At 40.0% G+C, this 22494-nt stretch carries 15 protein-coding genes and 1 pseudogene; 5 read left to right on the top strand and 11 right to left on the bottom strand.

Annotation, left to right across the window (positions count from 1 at the left end; all coding sequences use genetic code 11):
* Positions 1–14: 14 nt before the first annotated feature.
* Both UB51_RS00675 and UB51_RS00670 read right to left on the bottom strand, forming a co-directional pair.
* Entirely contained in the window at positions 15–1238 is a 1224-nt protein-coding gene (locus UB51_RS00675) for an MFS transporter (RefSeq protein ID WP_044875627.1), read from the bottom strand.
* 114 nt (positions 1239–1352) lie between these two features.
* Positions 1353–1946 carry a TetR/AcrR family transcriptional regulator gene (locus tag UB51_RS00670; protein ID WP_044875626.1) on the bottom strand — a complete coding sequence of 198 codons (594 nt, stop codon included), beginning with the start codon at positions 1944–1946 and terminating at the stop codon, positions 1353–1355.
* Positions 1947–2302: 356 nt separating this feature from the next.
* Between UB51_RS00670 and UB51_RS00665 the strand changes: the two are divergent.
* Positions 2303–3661: pseudogene (locus tag UB51_RS00665) on the top strand (family 14 glycosylhydrolase); the annotation flags it as partial.
* 218 nt (positions 3662–3879) lie between these two features.
* Here the strand turns inward: UB51_RS00665 and UB51_RS00660 are convergent.
* Genes UB51_RS00660 through UB51_RS00650 form a run of 3 tightly spaced genes read right to left on the bottom strand, consistent with a single transcriptional unit; the run spans position 3880 to position 7026 of the window.
* Positions 3880–5058 carry an MFS transporter gene (locus UB51_RS00660; protein ID WP_044875625.1) on the bottom strand — a complete coding sequence of 393 codons (1179 nt, stop codon included), beginning with the start codon at positions 5056–5058 and terminating at the stop codon, positions 3880–3882.
* Positions 5059–5077: 19 nt separating this feature from the next.
* Positions 5078–6205, bottom strand: a complete 1128-nt coding sequence (locus tag UB51_RS00655; protein ID WP_044875624.1) for a Gfo/Idh/MocA family protein — start codon at positions 6203–6205, stop codon at positions 5078–5080.
* Entirely contained in the window at positions 6205–7026 is an 822-nt protein-coding gene (locus UB51_RS00650) for a sugar phosphate isomerase/epimerase family protein (RefSeq protein WP_044875623.1), read from the bottom strand. The genes UB51_RS00655 and UB51_RS00650 overlap by 1 nt, the downstream gene beginning before the upstream one ends.
* A 224-nt stretch (positions 7027–7250) precedes the next feature.
* On the opposite strand from UB51_RS00650, the gene tlp reads away from it, so the two are divergent.
* On the top strand, positions 7251–7466 hold the full coding sequence (gene tlp, locus UB51_RS00645) for a small acid-soluble spore protein Tlp (protein WP_044875622.1): 216 nt from the start codon (positions 7251–7253) through the stop codon (positions 7464–7466).
* Between the two features lie 153 nt (positions 7467–7619).
* On the opposite strand, the gene UB51_RS00640 is transcribed toward tlp, so the two are convergent.
* The 5 genes from UB51_RS00640 to UB51_RS00620 all read right to left on the bottom strand — a co-directional run bounded on the left by UB51_RS00640 (position 7620) and on the right by UB51_RS00620 (position 14433).
* On the bottom strand, positions 7620–8867 hold the full coding sequence (locus UB51_RS00640) for a hypothetical protein (protein ID WP_044875621.1): 1248 nt from the start codon (positions 8865–8867) through the stop codon (positions 7620–7622).
* Entirely contained in the window at positions 8864–10411 is a 1548-nt protein-coding gene (locus tag UB51_RS00635) for a glycosyltransferase family 2 protein (protein WP_044875620.1), read from the bottom strand. Before UB51_RS00635 ends, UB51_RS00640 begins: the two co-directional genes overlap by 4 nt.
* A 619-nt stretch (positions 10412–11030) precedes the next feature.
* Positions 11031–12482, bottom strand: a complete 1452-nt coding sequence (locus tag UB51_RS00630; protein ID WP_044875619.1) for a PTS transporter subunit EIIC — start codon at positions 12480–12482, stop codon at positions 11031–11033.
* Between the two features lie 33 nt (positions 12483–12515).
* Positions 12516–13016: a PTS sugar transporter subunit IIA gene (locus UB51_RS00625; protein WP_044875618.1), complete on the bottom strand. Its 501-nt coding sequence runs from the start codon at positions 13014–13016 to the stop codon at positions 12516–12518.
* 319 nt (positions 13017–13335) lie between these two features.
* Positions 13336–14433, bottom strand: a complete 1098-nt coding sequence (locus UB51_RS00620; protein WP_044879802.1) for a PRK06851 family protein — start codon at positions 14431–14433, stop codon at positions 13336–13338.
* A gap of 449 nt (positions 14434–14882) precedes the next feature.
* Here UB51_RS00620 and UB51_RS00615 point away from each other — a divergent pair, with 449 nt between their 5' ends.
* The 3 genes from UB51_RS00615 (at position 14883) to UB51_RS00605 (ending at position 18084) form a co-directional block, all read left to right on the top strand.
* Positions 14883–16217, top strand: coding sequence for an ABC transporter substrate-binding protein (locus UB51_RS00615; RefSeq protein ID WP_044875617.1), 1335 nt, complete (start codon positions 14883–14885; stop codon positions 16215–16217).
* Between the two features lie 110 nt (positions 16218–16327).
* Positions 16328–17185 carry a carbohydrate ABC transporter permease gene (locus UB51_RS00610; protein WP_044875616.1) on the top strand — a complete coding sequence of 286 codons (858 nt, stop codon included), beginning with the start codon at positions 16328–16330 and terminating at the stop codon, positions 17183–17185.
* A gap of 23 nt (positions 17186–17208) precedes the next feature.
* Positions 17209–18084 carry a carbohydrate ABC transporter permease gene (locus UB51_RS00605; protein ID WP_044875615.1) on the top strand — a complete coding sequence of 292 codons (876 nt, stop codon included), beginning with the start codon at positions 17209–17211 and terminating at the stop codon, positions 18082–18084.
* Between the two features lie 202 nt (positions 18085–18286).
* Here the strand turns inward: UB51_RS00605 and UB51_RS00600 are convergent, their stop codons facing one another.
* A complete protein-coding gene (locus UB51_RS00600) occupies positions 18287–22264 on the bottom strand; it encodes a glycosyl hydrolase family 18 protein (protein ID WP_044879801.1) in 3978 nt (1325 codons plus the stop codon).
* Positions 22265–22494 lie beyond the last annotated feature (230 nt).

Genomic DNA, 22494 nt, shown 5'->3' with positions numbered 1-22494 from the left:
GAAAATCTTCTCCATTAAGATTTCATAAGTCTCGTGTTTCTGCTGGATTTTCCAGCCTTGAGTGATAGAAAGAAACATAAACCCAGAACCAAGAACGCCGATACATAGGGGAAATTAATGTCTAGATCAAATAAATATCCTGCAACTATAGGTCCTGCGATATTTCCCAAGCTGGTATAAGCCGAGTTTAGACCTGCGACAAACCCTTGCTGATCTTCGGCCATTTTAGACATCTGTGTACTAATGGCTGGACGCAAAATATCAATCGATAAGAACACAATAAAAGTTACCACGATAATCATCCAATAGCTGTTCACAAACAGTGTCAACAGGATGAACAGAGCCGCAAGTAGCAAGCAAATAGAGATCACTTTTTTCTCGCCAAATTGGTCTAATATCCAACCGAATACAGTGACTTGCACAACGGCACCGGCTATGGACCCGAACGTAATAATAAATGCAATGTCTTTAGGCGTAAAACTAAATTTATGGTCTACAAACAATCCAAAGACCGTCTCATAATTGGCCAAACCAAAAGCCATGACGAACACGATAATCAGACTGAAAAAATAAGGCTCTCGGTATGACTGCATCAACTGTGTAAAGAAACCCTGTTTTTTTGTCGTTGTCGCTGTCGTTGTCGCTGTCGTTGTCGATTTCTCGCGCTGCACTGAGGGTGAAGATTCAGGCAAAACAAATAAAGTAATAATTGCAGCGATCATTCCGGCAGCAGCCGCCCCATAAAAGGGTACACGTATGCCGAATTCAGCGATGAATCCTCCGATCCCAGGACCGATGATAAAACCTGTCGTGATCGCAGCATTAATGTACCCCATTCCTTTACCTCTTTCTTCCGTGGAAGTGGTATCTGCTGTATATGCCATAACGGCAGGCATAATGAGAGCAGCACCGATCCCCCCTAGGAATCTCGCTGTAAAGAGAAAAAATGGCGTGTTCGCGACCCCGAATAGCAACTCGGATAGCGCAAAAATGATCATGCCTGCGACAATAATCTTTTTCCGTCCCCAAGAATCAGATAACCTACCCGCTACAGGTGAGAATAAGAACTGTGTCAGTGAAAAAGCAGCCACAAGCAGCCCGACAGTCCCTCCGCTAATCTGAAGTTCATTCATATACGCGGGCATAATAGGAATAACGAGTCCAATTCCTGTAAAGACCAGAAATATGTTGAGCATCAGGAGCAATATCGCTCCTCTGTTTCTAGTGAGCAAAGACATGATGAAGTCCTCCAATTTAAGTTTGAATCTAAATAAGTTTCTATATATCTCAGAATAATACTGAATGTTCATTCTGTATTATTAGATTTGAATGATGGCTACGAACCGTACAGATCAGTTATCTGTAATCCCATGCAAGAATACTTTTATCGCTTGGTTGTACAATACAAGTACATCCTCTTGGTTCGATTTCCGGGACATCTGACTGAGGCCAATAATTAAACTTTCAAGAATAATAGCGAGGTTCTCCACATTATTATGTTTGAATTCACCATTTTCAATCCCTTGTTGAATCAGCTGCTGATTAAATCTAAGATGTCCCGCGACCATTTCAGAAATACGTTCTTCGATATCATTTTCCTTCTCTTCATTTCGAAAAAATTCATCAGCCGCTTTGGTCAACGGATGATTCAGATCGTCAAGAATCATTTGCTCAGCAAACCCATACAGTTTTTCTGTGGATGTTTTATAGAGTGACTCTTTTTCTTGCCACTTCTGCTCCCATTCCCGTTCCCATTCACCAATCAAATAGAGAAATAACCCTTCTTTACTTTTAAAATGATAATAAATATTCCCTTTACTACTTCCTGTCGCCGTTACAATATCTTCAATGGAAGTCGCCTTGTATCCTTTTTGAACAAAAAGTGCCCTCGACGCATCAGCTACTTTCTTTTTGGTCTGTTCACTTTGTAGTTTCTTTTTATTCACTCGCTTCACTCCGATCATTACATACTGAACGTTCGTTCTGTATAATAACAAAATCTGAAGACCTATGCAACTATACTTCATGCTAATATTTTGATATACAGTTCCAAATGACCTAAATTTGTTTGTTCGTAGAAAACCATACCCAGTGTATAGAGATCGCTACGCTCGCCGAAATATTTGTTAATAAATTCATCATGATAATTATTGTTAAATTATGTAAAATAACTTATAATTCATAGTGATTGGCTTAAACCTACAGTTTCACCTCATACATCGGCCCACAGAAGTTTGCTTCCTTTAGCTAAATAAACAGTCTTTCTAAAGTAGTATGGGAATTGATTTCATTAAAAAGGAGGATGATAGCTTTGAATTTAAGTAAAACATTGTCGAGGAAAGTATGTATTCTTGCTTTGGGGCTGTTCTTACTCTTCACCAACATCACGAGCTTATTTAGTGGTTCAGACACAGCCAATGCAGATGTAGCTAACGATTTCAAGGTATCTGTAATGGCACCTTTGACCAAAATCACGGATTGGAACGCGTTTGAGAAACAACTGAAGACATTGAAAGATAACGGTGTCTATGGGATTACGACCGATGTATGGTGGGGCGATGTAGAAGCTGTAGGAGACAATCAATTCGATTGGAGTTACTACCAAACCTATGCAGACACGGTCAGTAGATCTGGATTGAAATGGATTCCAATTCTTTCAACGCATACCTGCGGCGGAAATCCAGGGGATGATTGTAATATTCCCATCCCTTCTTGGTTGTGGAGCAAAGGCACCGCCGACGAAATGAAATACAAGAGCGAAACCGGTTATCTGAATAATGAAGCACTTTCGCCATTCTGGCGCGGCATTGGGCAGCAATACAATGAATTATATGCCTCTTTTGCCTCTAACTTTACTGGTTACAAAGCTATTATCCCCAAAATCTATCTGAGCGCCGGTCCTTCTGGAGAACTCCGCTACCCTTCCTATTACAATTCAGCAGGCTGGAGTTATCCTTCCCGTGGCAAATTTCAAGTGTATACAGACACAGCAAAGAATAAATTTAGAACAACCATGCTTACTAAGTATGGTTCATTGAGCGGCGTAAACCAAGCCTGGGGTCTTTCCTTGTCTAGTGTGAGCCAAATCAACCCTCCAAGCGATGGTGATGCGTTCTATTCTAATGGCGGTTACAATACGGCTTACGGTAAAGACTTTCTTAGATGGTACCAAGGCGTCCTTGAGAATCATCTTGACTTGATTGCTTCAATAGCTCACAACAAATTCGATTGTGCTTTCGGCGTCCCTATCGGAGCGAAGATCTCTGGTCTTCACTGGCAGTACAATAATCCAACAGCTCCACACAGTGCAGAAAATGCAGCGGGCTACTACGATTACAACTCTCTTATTCAGAAATTCAAAGACAACAATCTGGATCTGACATTTACTGCTTTGGAAATGTATGATGACGGAAGCGCACCTGCTTATTCAAAACCTTCTACGCTGGTGGATACCGTATCTTCTATTGCTCATAGCAAAGGCGTTCACCTGAACGGCGAAAATGCTCTGCCTACAAATAACTTCCAGAAAGTAGAAGAAAAAATTATGCAATGGAACTATAGTGGTTTTACTCTTCTACGTCTTGAAAATCTCATAAATGGGGATGGCTCAGTTAGCGACAATATGGCCGGCTTCAAGCATTACGTGATCAGACATACGAAGTAGATTTTAGTAAATATACTAACTCTTTATTACGAAAAGTAATTCACTACAGATTACATCCATTCAGGAGGTATCACTTGGATACGGATTATGTCAAGGGTGACCAACTAGAAGTTTAACGTTATCAATGGTTACAAAAAGAGAGGGAGAACAATCTCCCTCTCTTTTCTTCTTCTCTTTTCGTTCACAGACTCGTTCACAAAGGGTAGCTTCATACTTCAATTCTCCATCGTTGTTCTTACCGTGGGTACACGCAAGTACAAATACAACAGTGCAAAGCCAATGACTCCCACGGTTGCCATTCCCCCGCCCAGTACATACATCGACTGGGGGCCTGTATGCTCAAACATCCATCCGCCGATGAAGCCAGCTGCTATACCCGATAATCCGCCCCACGTTAGCGCATATACCGCTTGGCCTGAGGCTCTAAATTCAATGGGTATGATTAGCGCCGTTAGCTGTGTACCAATATAATAAAAGGCTCCAAACGTCAAACAATGGATCGTTTGAATGAATATAATTTGTGTCGCATTGTCTGCACCAGACATAAGTAGCCACCGAAGTGCGTATAGCAGACTTACGACTGTAAGGCACAACACCATCGTACGAACATTTTTTTTCAAATATCGGTCAAGTAATAGAAATACCGGAATTTCAAAAATCGACGCTAAAAATGCCGACCAACCGATCAATCTCGTATTGCCTCCCAGCTCAGCTATATACAATCCAACAAACGTCGAATTCATTGAATTGGGGATAGATACCACTAAAGTAATTAGCAAAAATAACAGAAACGTTCGATTCCTAAACATCGAACGATAATTGCCCCCCCCAGATCCTGATGCAGTCCCCATAGCACCGCGTGGAAGCGTAAAAGCAAGACCGATCGCAATCAGCATCATTACGCTATATACAATCCATAGCTGTTGAATACCGATTTGACCGATGACTGGGCCCGCTACTACTGCAAGTACAGCATAGCCCATTGATCCCCATAGTCGAAAAGCACCGAATTTATGACGGGTCCCTTCGATACTATTCAGGATCAAGCTGTTGGACTGTGAGAATAAAGGCATCTGAAAAAAGAAAAACACAAGCATGCACGTGTAAATAAGGGTATAGGACTGTACCAGAAATACAAGCTGCATCATGAGTAAATTACCGATTAACATGATAATAAGAATACGCTTAATATTACCGAGACGATCGCTTAAGTAGCCCCAAAGCGGATTAGCAATAATGGAAACAATGGGTCCGCCAGCCATCAACGCCCCGATTTCTAATGTAGACATGCCGATGGATTGAAGGTAAAGCGCAAAAAAAGTACTGTAAATCGCGATAGCTCCATATAGGAAGAAATTAAACGCTTTAATATATGAAAACATCCTGCTGTCCATTTTGATTAACCTCCGTTGCTTACAGTGAAACCGCGGTGGTATGAGAATGGGCAATGACTTCCTCAGCCGCCACTTCACGTCCCAGCTCGTCGGACAAATACATGCCTTCGCTGATCAACATCGTGCTAAGCGCGATTTGAGAAGTCGGAAGCAGTGAGACTCGCCCTTGCAATGCTGCAATCCAATGCTGCTGCGAGGAGTCATATGCGTCTTCGTTGTCTCTAATTCGATGCCAGCGAGTATCCATCAAATCGAGATTGAGCGTGCTGTCCATATCCATGTCGCATATGGTGCTGTGGAAGCTGAACGGCTGTGACTCTGCACCTTCAAGACCATTAGGTAGCCGAATGCCACCTTTCGACCCTGCAATGCTGCTACCTTCAAAGCCGCCTAGATGAACGGCCCATGCTTCGATGATATCAAGCGTCATCCCGTCTGCGAGACGAATGAGTCCCGATGCCAGTTCCTCCACGTCAAATCTACTCTGTTCTCTTCTTTCCTGCAACATATCCAATTCCTGATATAACTTACCCGAAATGCGTTCAATAGTAGGATTTCCTAATAGATAGAGCAGCTGCGAAATATGATAGACGCCCATATCGAGCAGAGCTCCTCCTCCAGCCGTTTCCTTCCGAGTAAAATATGGCGTCCCATAACCATCTACGAAAGGACGGTTTCTTCGGCGGAATCCGGTCGATCTAGCGTGGTAAAGCTTACCTAGCATCCCACCATCGATGAGGGCCTTCGCAGCTTTCGTTTCTTTTTGGAATAGGGTATCTAACTGAATGTGAAGATGCTTCCCACTAGCTTCTGCTGTAGCAACCATTTGTTGCCCATCAAAGTATGTACCTGCAATCGGCTTCTCACAATAGACGTTCTTACCAGCTTGTAGCGCCGCAATGGTTACTGGAGCATGAAAGTTATTATGCAAGCAAACGTCTACCGCGACTAGATCATCTCTTTCTAATAAGCTTCTAAAATCGGTATACACATGAGGAATTTTATATTGCTCAGCAACCAGTCGTGCCTCGGCCTCGTTCAAGTCACAAACTGCGACTATTTCCACACCAGTAATACTCTGGTATTGCTGAATATGCATCTTACCGATTTGTCCAATCCCGATAATACCAATTTTGATTGTTTCCATTAGGCTTCATTCCTCCGCTCAGCAGCTGCATCCAACAGCAATTTTTTCACCATTCCGATTAATCTCTCCGTCTCAATATATTGATTGTTTGGTGCATCATGCTCAATTCCCCAATAGCCTTTGTATCCAGCCTCGTTAAAATGACGAATGGTATCGATCGCGTGGTCTGCAACTACCGTATTAGCGTCAACATGAGTATGATAGGCCCAAGGTGCAACCAATCTGTCCCCCTCCTCTTGATCCACCTTCCATCGGCTAAGATGGACAAGAAATCCGAATGCTGGATGATCTACCGCTTCCGCAAGACGCTTCATCTCACGCGGTAGAAGCGAAGCTCCCATATGGTTTTCTGGACCGATGTGGAATCCATGGTCTGCTGCGAATGTAGAGAATTCACGATATCGACTCACTGTATATTCAAATTGCTCCTCGCTCATCGTTTCCCATTCAGTATAGCTACCACCAGTATCTATACGTACGGTTTCCGCACCTAGAATAACGGATGCTTTCAAATGAACAAGCGCATTCTCGTACAATTGCTTACGTAAATCGGGATCTGGGTCCCATAGATGTGCACCGTCAATGGCAAAATTAACGACCCGCATTTCTTTTTCATCAAGCGCTTCTCTAATTTTACGAATATAGCTCTCTTCAGCTAACTTCATAACAGGCTTTCTCGAACGGTCAATAAAGAAGCCGTTCCATAAGTCAACGACGTCCATTCTATATCGATATTTAACCGCTTCCAAATATCCGAATACATCCATTTTACCTTCTAAATACGTGTTGTTAAACGAATAGCCTCCAATTGAAATGTTCATTATGATATCACCTCTCCTGTAATGTGTTTAGCCATTTTCATTATATCCTTGGATCCATATCATTAGGGGAGATTTTTACATTATAAAGGGATAAATTCCTATTATTTTTTTAATTAAATACATTCCTAAAGTTATCAAAAAACGACCCAAACCCTATTTATTCGCATAACATCAAGCGATTTAGGTCATCCTAAAAAAATTATAATTGAATAGGAGGGATAACTTTGGCCAAACCGGATAATCGTGCTGATAATGAGGCACATCTGCAAGAACATATCGACCACACTATAGCTAATTTACAAGAAGCAGAGAACTACCTGAATGTGCACGAAGATGAGATTTCAACTGATGAGAAGCAAGCGATTGAAGCTAAGAATGATCGACGTAAAGACAGTATTAATAGTTTCGTAGCAGAAAAAAAAGACGAAGCACAACAGTAAAGGCCTCCATTAAACTGCATATCATTCCATTTCAGGAATATATGCAGTTTAATTCCCTTGATGACAAATAAGACAAACCCTCATCAAATTGAATATGTTGAGGAGGATTTGTCCGATTACTAAATCAAGAAACTTTCAAAATAAGGTACGATTTCATTGACCTTTTAAAAAAAGTATTATTTTTGCCCACGCTGACTTGGTATTTTCGAAGTCCTTATAATGTTCTTCTACATGCGCATGATAAAAATCAAGTTCGTCTAATATATCTTTGAATTCATCATTCCCAAAATAATCACAAATCTTTGGAATTACCTTTGATAAATTTTCTTTCATTTTCATAATTTCGGTTTCGTAATGATCTCTTTGAGTAATATAAAGCAAGAGGGGCTTGTACCTAATCCAGCCGATCGAAGCTCTTAAGAACCTTTTAGTAATTACACTTGAGTCAGCCCTCATTCCTTTTAATTTGTTGGGAAGCACTCCAGTAAGCAAATTCTCATATTTAGAAAAACCATCATGGAAGGTATAACAAGGAACTTTCCTTATATTACATTCACCAATACAGGTGCTTAAGAAAGTGTCTTCTCCTCTTGCTCCCGGTGGATTATAAAACGGAAATAATTTATCGAGATTCTTGAGGTTAAAGCCCAAATTAGCACCGGAAATAAATTTCATTCCATTTACTTCTTCAACGACTTCAATAGTTTCACTATTAATGATATCAAGTTCAGCATATGTAACTCCGCCATCATTCATTTTTTCTTTTATTGAATCCCAGTTAATAATATCATTGCTTATAGATTCCACAAAAATTCTAAACTCATCTTCAGAGAGCTTATTGTTGAAATCAAATTGTGGTATTGGAGAAATATAACCGCAATGATGCCCATGTGTCATATCAGCATATTTAATATTGTTAATATGTGTTGATAAGACCTCTTGACCTTTCCAAACGATGCTATCATTAATTTTTATATTTGCTATCGGGTATTCGTCATCATCCAGGAAAATGAGATAGTCCATTTTATTTTTTAATGCAAAATACAAAACCGCATTTCTTTTCATTGCATAACCTTCACCAAATACCAAGTTAGCCTCTTTTAAAGTAATTACTTTCTTTTCAACTAGATATTGTGCCTCGGTTGTTATTGAGGAATTTCCTAAATAATATGCCGAATCCACCATATCCAATATTTCTTCGTCCGTAATTTTGTAATCACTCACTTTTGTCCTTTTATACTTCAAATCGTAAGCAACAAACAGGTGGAGTGCATTTTTCTTATTATCGACAAGTCCAGATTCATTCCAGTTGTCGACATATGTTTTCACCACATTTTTAAAGTTTCTACGTCCTGTTACAAAACCAACACCCACATTCACCTTATTTTTTTCGATTTTCATATGACTTCGACCGCTTCCCATTTTATTAAATTGGGATGGGTATCCATAATGGAATCATATTGCTCTCTAACTCCATATATCGCATTGGGGTCCAAAAGCTGATATCTTTTATACTTTTCTGCTCTATCCTCTTGTGCTGCCCAACCTAAATGCTTCACCCGAAATTCAGATTTAGCCTTTGGAAGAGAGAAAGTATTCATAGGAAATCTTCCACAATGCTGAGGTGCTTCATTCCATATATAATTAAAATCAGGCTGGTATCTCATTAGAAATGGTCTATAAATACTCTGCGCATTCCAGAATTCGTCCTCGCGATAGTGAGTTTCATCCCACATATCATATAGCCTAAAACAATAAAAATCATACTCCTGCTCATTAATAAGTTTTTGTGCATCATCCCAAAAACCATCCTCTAATAATTCGTCTGCATCAAGGTTTAAAATCCAGTCGGGATTTGTTTTTATAGTCTCACTCCACTGTTTTTTCCTAAGCTCAGCCTCGGTTGCAAACATAGATTTCTCATTTTGTATAATATGCAAAGGAATATCTCTAAGTATTTCTCTACACATATTTATTGTGTTATCACTACTTCCGTCATCAATAATAACAGCTTCATCAATATGCCCCTTCAAACTATTTAGCACCTGATTTAGATAACGTCCTTCTTCATTTTTTACTATCATGGAAAGGGTGATTTTATTCCCCTGTTCTTTAGATCGGCGTACAAATGCAATGTCTGCTTCATTGCCTTTCACATAATCTTGCACACCTTCTAAGTCTCTCTCTCTGTAAATATGGTACGCAGGATAATGAGTATCAACGAAAAGGTCAATACCAAGCACAGCCGCCCGTATGCAGAAAAATCTATCTTCGCCATGTATGGTTAAATTTTTAATAGGCTCAAAACTAACGCCATCTACTAATGCAGCTCTACTAATTAATGTACACGCTCCTAATCCACCTACTTCATACAACCCAGGAATTCTAAGTTGGTTCAAAAACTTCATTTGTCGTATATCCATCTCTTGTTCGCTCAGTTCTTCACCTAATCTCTTAGGAACCAAATCATATTCGTCAAACAGCCAAACATTGGGTTCAAAAGGTCTATCATTATGCCACTGACTCCAAAATATTTCAGAGATTATATGTTTATTAGCCTTCTTTAGATGCTCTATCAAATTAGGATGCAATACCAAATCAGAGTCTACAAAAAACAGATAATCATAATTATTTTCTATTGCGTAATTAATGATAGAATTTTTGTAATTGGCTACCTTTAACATTAAGCTATCGTCCCAGTAGTGGGATTTATCATTGCACAGATATACCCCCTGCTCGTTACCACGAACGATATGAACTGTTGATTCTTCTCTTTCAAACTCAGCTAACAGTTGACTCGATTTTTCATCAATATTATCATCAACAAACATATAATCGATAGAAATAGTATCCCTGTTGAGCTTTTTCAAGGAATTTAAAAACGCTTCCAATATTTCTGGTTTTTGATACACTGGACTGCCAACTAATACTTTTTTTGCATTCAATGACGTTATCTCCTTTATCAATCTGATAGTAGAAATCTGATCATTTAGTAATCATAGATATATTTATGACTCCAAAACAGAAATCAGTGGTTGACCAATATATCGAGTTGATAGTTGACCGCTACGCGGATGGATTGTCCTTCCGATCGCTGTTGCCCCCAAATTTTTTTTGATTAACCTGTTCATTACGGTGAAAATTCAGGGGCAAAGCTACCATCTGCATAGTTCTCTATTTTCTGTAACCACTAATTATGATTTAAAGCCTTAATATTTCTATTTATTTACATTATTTAGCACTCTTTACTGAGGAGTGCTAATCACTTACTATACCACTAAATTAACAAAATGTTAAATTTATGTTATTAATTTTCAATTAAATCCAACTTTAGGATACACTCTACGGCATAAACAGCTGCCAAAGTTGGCGCTTGTATAGCCCATATCATCGTGTTGTAGAGAACAACGATACATGTTCAGAGGTGAAATAGTTGGTACATATTTAAGTAGTCCATGAAATAATAAAAAACGTGGTGACTACTCCCAACTCAATTGGAGTGATCACCACGTTTTTTAATTTTTCCGACTACAGATCAAGTGAATTTAATAGGCTAGTGTTAGCCTACAGTAATTCCTTAATTTCGTCCTTAATCTCTTCGGATCGCGGGCCGAAAACGACCTGTACAGCGCCTTTTCCGAGTCTCATAACGCCAGAAGCACCAAGTTTCTTCAGACCAGCATCATTAACAACGTTCTCATCTTTAACGATAAGACGAAGACGTGTGATACAAGCATCAACTGAATTAATGTTGCTAGGTCCACCTAGTTGAGCTAGAATGTTAGCGGCTCTACTGTCGGAAGCACCAGCGGCAGCCGAATTGCCTACAATAGCGTCTTCTTCCAAGTCGTCATCTTCACGGCCTGGTGTTTTGAGTTTAAGAACTTTGATCAAGAATCTAAACAGGAAGTAGTAAACTACAAAGAATACAAGACCAATAGGAATTAACCACAGCTGATTCGTTTCCAATTTCCAGTTAAGTAAGTAGTCAATTAAACCTGCGGAGAAACTGAATCCGAGTTTAATATCAAGTGCGTACATGATCCAACCAGAAACACCTGTTAGTATTGCATGAACAACATAGAGCAATGGAGCAACAAACATAAAAGAGAATTCCAACGGTTCAGTGATACCCGTAAGAATTGAAGCAACAGCCGAACCAATAAAGATTGAAGCAACTAACTTACGTTTCGTAGGCTTAGCTGAATGAATGATAGCCAATGCCGCACCTGGAAGAGCGAACATCATGATCGGGAAGAAACCCGCCATAAACTGACCTGCTGTTTTATCTCCTGCTAAGAAGCGAGCTATGTCACCATGTACTACCTCACCAGCAGCGTTGGTAAAGCTTCCAATTTGGAACCACGGGAAGTTATTCAGCACATGATGCAGACCGAATGGTACTAACAAACGGTTACCTATCATGAACAAGAAGCTTCCTAAGCCGCCCAGACCAACCAGCCATTCACCAGTGCTATCAAGAGCACTTTGGATAGGTCCCCAAATCAAACCGAGAATGATACCCAATATAAGGATAGAGAATGCCGTAACCATCGGAACGAAGCGTTTACCAGCAAAGAACCCAAGCCAATCCGGCATTTTAATTTTATGAAATCTATTATACATATAAGCTGCAACCATACCACAAATGATACCGCCAACGACACCCATGTCCAACTTGGTACCTTCTCCTAGGAAGGTGAAAGATAGAGGAATTTGAACGAGGACTTTACCCAATACTAAATGGGCCACCACTGCTGACAAAGCTGCAACCGCATCACCAGCAAGTCCAATAGCGACACCGACAGCGAACAAAATTGCCAAGTTGCCTAGGATAGCATCCGAACCAGCATTCAAGAACGGGGCGAAATATTGATTTAAAAAGGATCCGAACGCACCAAGATGAAAATCCTTTTCATAGTCAATTAAACCAAAGCCTTTCAGGATACCTGCTGCTGGTAATGTTGCTACTGGAAGCATCAGCGACTTACCGATTTTTTGAAGAAAAGCTAACATGTCTTAATCATCCTTTCCATTTTGGAATACTAACTATGACTTTAAAACCGCCTTCAAAATGACCGTACTGCCCGCTTGAACAGGTCCGCTGAATAACTCCAAGTTAGTTGTCACATCATCGGCGTTCGTTACAATGATGGGGGTAATTACGGGATAACCTTCGCTCTTGATTCTCTCGATGTCGAATTCAATTAACACTTGCCCTGCTTCAACCTTATCTCCGATAGTAACGTGTGAGATAAAGCCTTCCCCTTTCAGGGATACTGTGTTCACTCCAATATGGAACAGGAATTGCAGCCCAGATGGATGTTCCAACATGATGGCATGATTGGATTTGATAATATGAGCAACCGTTCCGTTAAACGGAGCGATGAGCTTTCCAATTGTGGGCTCAATAGCTACCCCCCGGCCCATATGGCCTCCGGCAAACGCCTCATCAGGTACCTGAGTAAGTGAAAGCGATTCACCTGTTACAGGAGAGAAAATTTCAATAATTTTACTCTCATTTGTTTTCTTCTTCCATTTAGAAAACACGATTATAACCTCCCAATCTGGTTGAATTATCACTCTATTTGGCAATAAAAAAGCGATTACATCTTGACTCGTGTTATAATAACTATCCCCGTATACCTAACTGACTATACGCTAGGAGTTTCAATAAAATAACAACAAAAAGAGCCAAGGAAAGGGACCTATAATTATAAGGACCGCTTCCTTGGCTCATGCCCATTAATATAACGGTAACACACCAAGTGAATTCGTTTTTTATTATGAGACTATAATAGTTCATACTTACTAGATCCGTCAATAGCAAAATGTAAGCGTCTTTATTATAAATGACTTAAATCTTCGCTCAGTCTGCGATAGCAGCTATGTGGGTAAACTCTTGTTGCACTTCATCCCTCATTCGATCTACAAGAGAGAAATCCATGGATTGGCCATAGATTGCCTCCAGCTCATCTTGAAGGGATTTAACTTGTGCTAGGTATTGCATAGATTGTTTCATTTGAGCAGCGTATCGTTCCCTGATGTGGATAACAGCTTCCGCATGTTCTTCATCTGTTCCAGGTATTATACAGCGAGTATACATATCTACAATCTCATCGGTTTCACGGTCGGGGAAATACTCATGCGGTGCGGTGCTGTCAAATATAGCAAATTGCAAATCCCGTACGATGATCATATCCAGACTGTTGGGATCGAAGCCACAATGGTAGATCTCAACGTCGAAGCCTCGTTCAATTCCTGCAGCGGCTAATTTTTTGAGCATCGTAGATTTACCAGATCCCGGCCGACCTTTAATAAGATACCTTTTCAAGCCTTCAGTTAAATTGGGGACAAAATCTACTGCACCTTTAGGCGTTGCGGCACCCAAAAATCGGTGATCCACCCGACTCTGTTTCTCGAGTTTTCGGTCACCGTAGAGAGCATCAATATATTCTTTAGTCAGCACATCAGCTTCCTGAAAATCCATGTTTGCAATGTACAGCGCTTCCCATTCATCATGAATGCGGAGCGCTTCTGCAAAGCCAGAATACGCCTGTTGGTAGGCTTGAGAGATTTGTTCATTTAAATGCTCAATTTCTAACTCATGGATGATCAGTTGAGTCGTATCACAAGCCTCGCTTAAATTAACGTATTGGATAGCGATATCTGGCAATGTTGACTCCATGACATATGGCGCTCTTCCCACGATTATTCCTACTTTTAAGAATGGAACAACTATTCCATCGAGAGATCCATTGTCTGCGGCACAGTGAATAAACCAGGTATCATAGCCATTAGAAACCATATGGTCTCCGATTGTCCGAATAAATTCTGACTTTCCTGTACGTGATTCCCCTTTTACAATAAAAAGACGCTCCAGTTCTTGTAAGGACGAGTCCATCAGACTTGCAAAACCATGGGCGGTATTACCACCCGCATAAAAATTTTTAATATTTCCATTCATAAATGCCACACCCTTCTCCGCTAATATCACAGTGCATTTACTCCATCGTATTATTCGCCTACTCATAAGGTGCAACTAAAATTTAGGAACTCATCTTTTAGATCTATCACTACAACATCGTTATTTTCATCTCATTATATGACACCTACAACCCACAACTTAGCCTCTCAACCTCATATCTCTCTGCTCTATTTACTTCCTGTATCACTCCAAGAAATCTTAAGACTAACTATTACATTTCCTGACATATCTATAATCTCGCTCTATGAAATAAGCTACTTTCGCATTAATTACACACCATTACTCGTATATTAGTTCCCTAAATTTTTAGAGAAATGTATCCCTTTGAATTCATTGACAATTATTAGATGCATGGCATAGAATCTGTGTAGACAGCAAGAGCAAGTACACGTGTATCTAAAAAACCATTTTTAAGGGGGATTTACAAAGTGAAAAGATCGTCGTTAGTTCTACTAAGTATGTTGTTAGTGTTCACAATGTTCTTGGCAGCTTGTGGAAATGGTAAGAACGAGGTTAAGAATGCTCCAAGTGAAAACCCTAAAGCGGAGGAACCTAAGGCAGAGGAACCTAAAAAGGACGTAACATTACGCGTATTCTCAACATTCGGTGGTACTGACGCAGCTCGTGATGCTTTCCAAGCTGCTTTGGATGAGTTCACGGAAAAGAATCCTAACGTAAAGATTGATAATGACACTATGTCTGCAAATGATGACGGTTACAGAACAAAAGTCAACACAGATATGACGACTGGAAATGAGCCTGATTTGCTGTTCTACTTCGTCGGTGCTGACGCTCAGGGCTTTGTAGATGCAGGTAAAGTAGTTCCTTTGAACGACATCCTTGATGCGAATCCTGAGTGGAAAGCTGGCTTCTCTCCAAGTGCTCTTGAGAACACAAGACAAGCAGATGGAAACATTTATGCTGCTCCACAAACTGGTTTCTATGAAGGTCTGTTCGTAAACAAAAAGTTGTTCGCAGATAACAATCTTGAGCTTCCTACAGATTGGGACAAACTAAAGAAAGCTGTTGAAACTTTTGCTGCTAAAGGCATCATTCCATTGGCTGCTCCGTTCGACCAATCCCATTATTTAGTTGAGCATTTCATCCTGGCAGCTGCTGGTCCAGAAAGTCAAGCTAAAGGCTTGAAAGATGGAATCGATCCTAACTGGGAAAAAGGTTATGCCGCTATGAAAGAACTTTATGACCTTGGCGCATTCCCTAAAGATGCTGCAACTATCGATCTTGGTATGGCTTCTAACTATTATGGTGAAGGTAAGGCTGCTATGATTCTCGAAGGTTCATGGGCATTTGGTGGTTTCACTGACGCTGGAGTTAAAGATAATACAACTGTACTTCCTTTCCCTGCAATTCCTGGTGGTATTGGTAACGGTAACAATGTTGTAGGTGGTTTTGGTACTGGCTTCTATCTTCCTAAATCTACTTACGACAATGCAGATAAGAAGGATGCTACAATCGAATTGCTGAAACACATGACTTCCAAAGAAATCATTAAAAAAGTTGCTACTGCTAACGGTGGTACTCCTGCTGCTACTGTTGAAATCGAAGGTATGGCACAAGCTGTATCTGATGGCTTTGCAATGGCTGCAAAATCGGATTCGCTCAGCAATCCAGTGGACAGCAGAATTGCTCCAGAAACATTCTCTACTCTTCGTGCAGGCGTTCAACAAGTTGTAACCGGAAAGAAATCGCCAGCTGACGTGATTAAAGAGGCCAAGGAAATTGAGGATGCTAACAAGAAGTAATAATCCTATTTTAAATAAAGTCTGATTATATGATCTGCGCCGCCCCTCTTTTCAAGGCGGCGTAATCTTTTAAACAGCATTCGAAAAAATAAACATCAAAGGTGATAAATATGAAGGGCGATAGAAAATATATTGTGATGTTCTTGTTCCCAATGGCAGCGTTAATGTCGATCTTTTTATATTATCCGTTCTTTAAGAGTTTATATCTCAGTTTTTTTCGTACAAGGGGATTCTTCGACAAAAAATTTGTTGGTTGGGATAACTATGAACGTTTGATATCAGATAACCTGCTGGGTGCAGCAACATTGCACACATTAGAAATTATGCTATATGTCATTGTTTTTCAGGTCGGTATTGCCTTATTACTTGCAGTACTGGTTGATAATATTAGTAAGTTCCAGGGATTTTTCCGTACTGTATTTTTCTTTCCAGTCGTCATTTCTGGTACAGCGATTTCGTTGCTGTTCGTTCTATTCTATAACTATAATTTCGGTCTATTAAACAGTGTTTTGGCTAACTTAGGATTAGAGAAAATTCTTTGGTTGAGTGAGAGTAATGCATTAAAAGCTGTTGCAGTTCCTACAGTATGGCACTATGTTGGTTTTTATTTTGTATTATTCTTGACAGCAATGGCGAAGATCCCTGCCGATTATTATGAAGCGGCCAAGCTTGAGGGAATTACTGGCTTCAAGAAAACAATGAGGCTCACGATTCCTTTGATTATGAATGACGTTAAGGTTGTTATTACGTTAGCCATTACTGGTACCATGAAAATATTCGAGTTCGTTTGGGTAATTTCAAGGGGTCAGAACGGCACGGAAGTGTTGGGAACTTATATGTATAAAAAAGCGATGGTCGATCAAAACTTCGGTTACGGCTCAACGATTGCTATTTATATGGTTGTTCTCGGTGTTATATTAGCTTTGCTTGCCAACCGTTTGTTAAAAAGCGAAGAAATCACATACTAAGCTGTTATTAGGGGTGTAATTTTATGCAACCAGCCATTAACAATGAACATAAAACTCGGCGAGTTAAAACAACAAGCCGATTTAGTTTAAGTACCACCCTCATGTATGTTGTATTAGTAGCATGGTCCTTAACGACAATATATCCACTATTCTGGATTGTTAATAACTCATTTAAAGTATCCAGAGATGTTATGAATAAGTCGTTCTCATTAGCCTTGGAACCTGTGCTTGTTAACTATACGACTGCATTTGATCGAATAAACATAGGAAAAAGTTATATCAATAGCTTGATCATGTCAGGAAGCACGGTATTATTCGTGCTACTATTTGGTGGATTAGCCGCATATGTGTTGTCTAGATTTACCTTTAAAGGGAGAAGGGCAATCTACTCCATTCTTTATGCAACCTTACTTATACCTGCTTTCGCGACTGTCGTTCCTGTATACGAAATTCTCATCAAATCGAGTTTAGTTAATACGTATTGGGGATTGATTTTACCACAAACTGCAGGTAACTTGACATTTGCGACATTAGTTATTGCCGGTTATATGACAACCATCGCTAAGGAACTGGAAGAAGCAGCGTTTATTGACGGGTGCAATAGATGGCAGATGTTCGTTAAGATCTTTTTCCCAGTATCCAGACCCGTATTTGCATCGGTAAGTATCTTCGTGTTCTTGTGGTCGTATAATGACTTGTTCTCTGCATTGATTTTTGTTAATAAAGAGACCGTTCGTCCAATTGTTGCATTGTTGAATGAAATCAGTTCGCAATACGGAACCGACTTCGGACTTATGGCAACGGCTGTGTCTCTTACCGTTATACCTGTATTGATTATATATCTGTTTATATCCAAATTTATCGAAAAAGGTCTGACTGAAGGTGCAGTAAAAGGCTAAGAACTAAGGTTTAAAACAGGCAAGACAAAAGGGGCGGTTGTTTGCCCCTTTTGTCTTGCCTGTTTTTTGCAGTAGTATACGTCGCTATCGGTATTGTAATTCCCTTAGATATACACTTTCAACAATGATTATTTCTCCACCAATGTTATCATGTATGTAGACAGTAAAAAGGCACGGAATATGAATTCCATGCCTTTCTATATTAATTAGATAATCCCAGTGTTCTAAGAGTTCTCATGACAGTAACTGTAGCCTGAGCTTTTGTTACATTCGACTGGGGATCTAATTTAATTTGAGAAACCCCTTGAATGATTTTGTGCTCAACCATCAGTGCTAATGAAGCTTTCGCATACGAAGAAATAGTACTTTGATCACTAAACTGATTCAGCTGTGTAAGATTTGCATCGTGCTTCATACCTGCATATTTCATTGCACTAGCAAGCATAACCGCCATTTCTTGTCGTGTCACCGTATCATTTGGACCAAATGTATCTTCTGTCTTTCCTTTAATGAATCCAGCTTGTTTCGCTGCTGCAATTTCTCTTGCATACTTCGATTGAGGATCTACATCTGTGAAATTTTCATTGTGCTCAGTAGGGATAATGCCTAGAGATTTTACGATCATCGAAGTGACCTCAGCGCGTGTAATATGGCTATTCGATCCGAATTGATCCGAACTCACTCCAGTTGCAATTAGCTTTGAGGTAGCCAGCGCTAGATCCTTTTGCGCCCAACCCATGCTAACATCCTTGAAGTTAAAGTTGGTTGAAACAATGGTGTAAATACTATTCCCTTGTCTCTTCAATTCAACGGTTACAGTCCCATCTGAGTTCACAGTGAATAAGGTAGGCACGGAACGAATCTCATTTGTACCTGGGATATAGACAACCCCAGTAGCTCGGTTCACATCGATATCTTTAGCATTTAATGTAAACTTGCGGCTCAGAAGGTAGTTCTCAAAATCCTGAATCTCAACGTATGTCTTGTCTGGATTTAGTTGTTCAATCTTAAATTCAAGCGGGTTAACCAGTACCTTCCCATCATTAGACTGTGACAACTTCGTCAGTTGATCGATGATGTTCTGTGCAGGAGTTTGGATAGTGATTCTAAGATCTGCTGATAGATTAACAGCACCAATCGGAATGATGTACTCCACTTCATTCGTAACAATGGACAGCAGCGCTTGTTTCCCTTTTTTCGCAATAGTCGCAATGATCTCTTTAGGAACATTAACTTCTATCTGCTTCGCTTTATCGCTAACCATGACTTTGAATGTTGTTGATGTTGACTGATTAATCGTTACTAATGAAGCATCCGTTTGTAATTTTACAATGACTTTATCACCTTCTTTAGTAATACGAGTATCCAGTTGATCTTTTCCTTTTGTCGGTTGTGTTGATGTTGTAGGTGTAGGTGTTGATGGTTGTGATGGCGTGGATGGTCCTGTTGGTGTAGAAGGGTCTATTGGTGTTGGTGGTGATAGTGTAGTCACACTCAACTCATTACTATTGACTGATACTTTTTGAATTTGATTATCGTTTTTTACGATAGCAATAACATGAATCTTATAATTGGTGTTGGCCGTAAGAGAACTTAACGTATATTGTGTTTCTGTTGTATTAGCTACCCATTGTTTATTCACAAAAATTTCGTATCCCGTTGCTTCTGCCGTTGCATTCCATTTCACTTGAATAGAATTCTGGCTATTTGAATGAACTATGAGGTTTTGAGGAGCAGCTAGTGCTGACTTATTCACAGAGCCATCGATTGGCAGGTCTTGAACTAACTGTGTGCTTAGCGTTTTATTACGATCTCCACTGATATCCCAGCTCATGACGCCAGCAATGTCCAATGACTTCAAGAACGAGGTATTATACATCATGGATTCTTTGTCATTATAGGTAATAAAGACCTTCTTATCAGGGCTATATACATAGGCTACTTTTGCAGCTTCATTCCAATAACGGACAAATCCATTTTTGTTCACATAGTTGTCTTCGATATCTGAAAAATCAAAAATACTACTTTCATACGATCCCTCTGTAGTGCCACCGGCACAAGTCTGGTATTCTCCATTAGCAGGACAATCTCTCCAACCTTTACCATAAAACGGAATTCCTAACACTAATTTATGTTTAGGTACACCTCCATTGAGATGGCCTAAGGCTCCTCCTTGCACATTATTTCTAGGTGCTGAGGATTTAGGAAGGTTTTTATCATAATATAACGGTGCATTATGATTAGCCAGTGGTTCATAGCTTCCGCTGTAATCATAAGTCATGATATTGATAAAATCCAGATAGCTTGCGGAATTCACAAAGTCTGCATTGACGGTGAAATTATCTCCCTGTCCGGATGCGATCGTCTGAAGATAATACTTGCCGTCCTCAGAACCCGCAGCATCTAAAGCTTCACGAACTGTTTTTACCAAGAGTGTAAAATTTTCTTTATCTTCAGGTCTTCTGATATTACTAGTTTCTCCGCCCTCAACCGGGTATTCCCAGTCAATATCAATTCCGTCTAAACGATACTCACGTAGGAATTTAACAACGGAGTTAGCGAAAGCTCGACGGGTTTCTTCGGTCAATGCCATGTTTGAGAAGTTTTTTGACCAAGACCATCCACCAACAGAGACCATTAAATTCAAGTTAGGATGTTGATCTTTAATTGTTGCAAGAGTGTCGAAATTTTTCAAATCTACTTCAGGATCTCCAATGATCATTTCACCATCAAACACGTAGTCCTTTTGTAAAGGGATATCTTCGTTCTGGCAAGCAATAGCACCTGTTCCGAATGCTTTCCAACATAGATCTGAAAAAGCATAATTAATATGAGTGACTTGGGATACGTCTACATCGGTTGGCTGATAATCTCTATCGCCGACAGACCAAGATGTATAGTAAGAAACGATATTATAATTGCTTCCGGGTACGGCCTTTGTTTCGTTACTTCCTGAGGACTCCCAAAGGCTGTTTTTGGCCACGACTTTGAAGGAGTAAGATTGACCTTCAGTAAGTGTGTTAACTACATAGCGATTAGAATCACTTGAGCCTATTCGAACATCATCTTGGTAAATATCATAGCTTGTGGCACCCGAGGTAGGGGCCCATCCCAATGAAACTGTTGTTCTTGTTGCCGTTATGACCTTTACATCCTTAGGTGCTTCTAGTTCTCCCCAAGTCATGCTTACTTTATTACTATTAGCCGAGGCCTTATTCGGGGGATTTTGTGCCCCGACTTCAAAGGTATACGTCTGACCTTTTATCAGCCCCTCAGTGGGAGCGTATTCATAAGTGGTTGATAAATTATCCCATGTACCTCCACTCCAACCCCCATTCACATAAATATCATAACCAGTTGCTTGAGGACTTGCGCCCCAACTTAGTTTAACAGAGGCATCCGTTACATCCGTCACTTTTAAATAGCTTGGTGCCGTTAAAGGTGCATCTGGGTATTCGCTCTTATCAGGTAGTGTAGTAAACGTTACTACGTTGGTCTTTTGTTCTGGTGTGAGGACAGGTGCTTGAATTCCATCAGGTCCAATGAAGAAAGAATATGTTGTCTCTGGTTCTAGACCCCCAACTACTTTAGCACCATCGTTTGCCCAAGTAATGTATTTATTATTTTGGTCCCAAACCCAATAACTATTTATTCCTGGTACAGGAGTCCATTCTAACGAAACGGTATTATGCGTCACTTCCACGACTTTTAAGTCTCTTGGACCTATGTTCGTCGGAGGCTCGGGTTCTACCTCTCCTGCAAGCGTAGTAAACTCAACGATATTACTTTTATGCGCACCCGTAGCTGGTCTCTCAAACCATGTAACATAAAATTTATACGTGGTTTCTGGAGTCAACTTATTCAGTGTTCTGGTTCCATTATTTCCATAATCATAATAAGCATTATCATCAGCGTTCCAAACATCAATATCAAGGATAGTAGCATCCTCATGAAGATCCCATGCTATCGTTGCACTAGTAGCCGTTATGGAGTCCGCTACAACTCTTAAATTTTGTGGAGCAAGTGGATCTATTTCTGTTTGTTGTATTTCTGTTTCTGTTTCTGTTTGTATTTCTGTTTCTGCCGCATACGATGTTGGTGCAGGTAGTAATGTGCCAACAGCTAAAATAAAAGTCATAAACAATACCATTACTTTAAAAAATCTCTTTTGAATAAACATACGCACTTTTATCACTCCTATTAAACTTGATTTCGAAAAGCAAGTTCTACAAGAAACAGAAAGTACATCTTACTTAGAATAATAATGTGATCGAGGAATGCAATATCCAAGAAAGAAGCGCTCTAAGAAGGTCTTTTGTAAGCGATTACATAACTCTGCTAAAATGTACTACCGTTCAACCTCACCATCCTTATTTAGATCCATTTCTTATTTACAGATTCCACCCTTTC

The organism is Paenibacillus sp. IHBB 10380, assembly GCF_000949425.1.
In the GTDB taxonomy this organism is placed as follows: domain Bacteria; phylum Bacillota; class Bacilli; order Paenibacillales; family Paenibacillaceae; genus Paenibacillus_AQ.
Note: the sequence above shows the minus strand (reverse complement) of the source record. Positions and strands in the feature narration are given on the sequence as shown.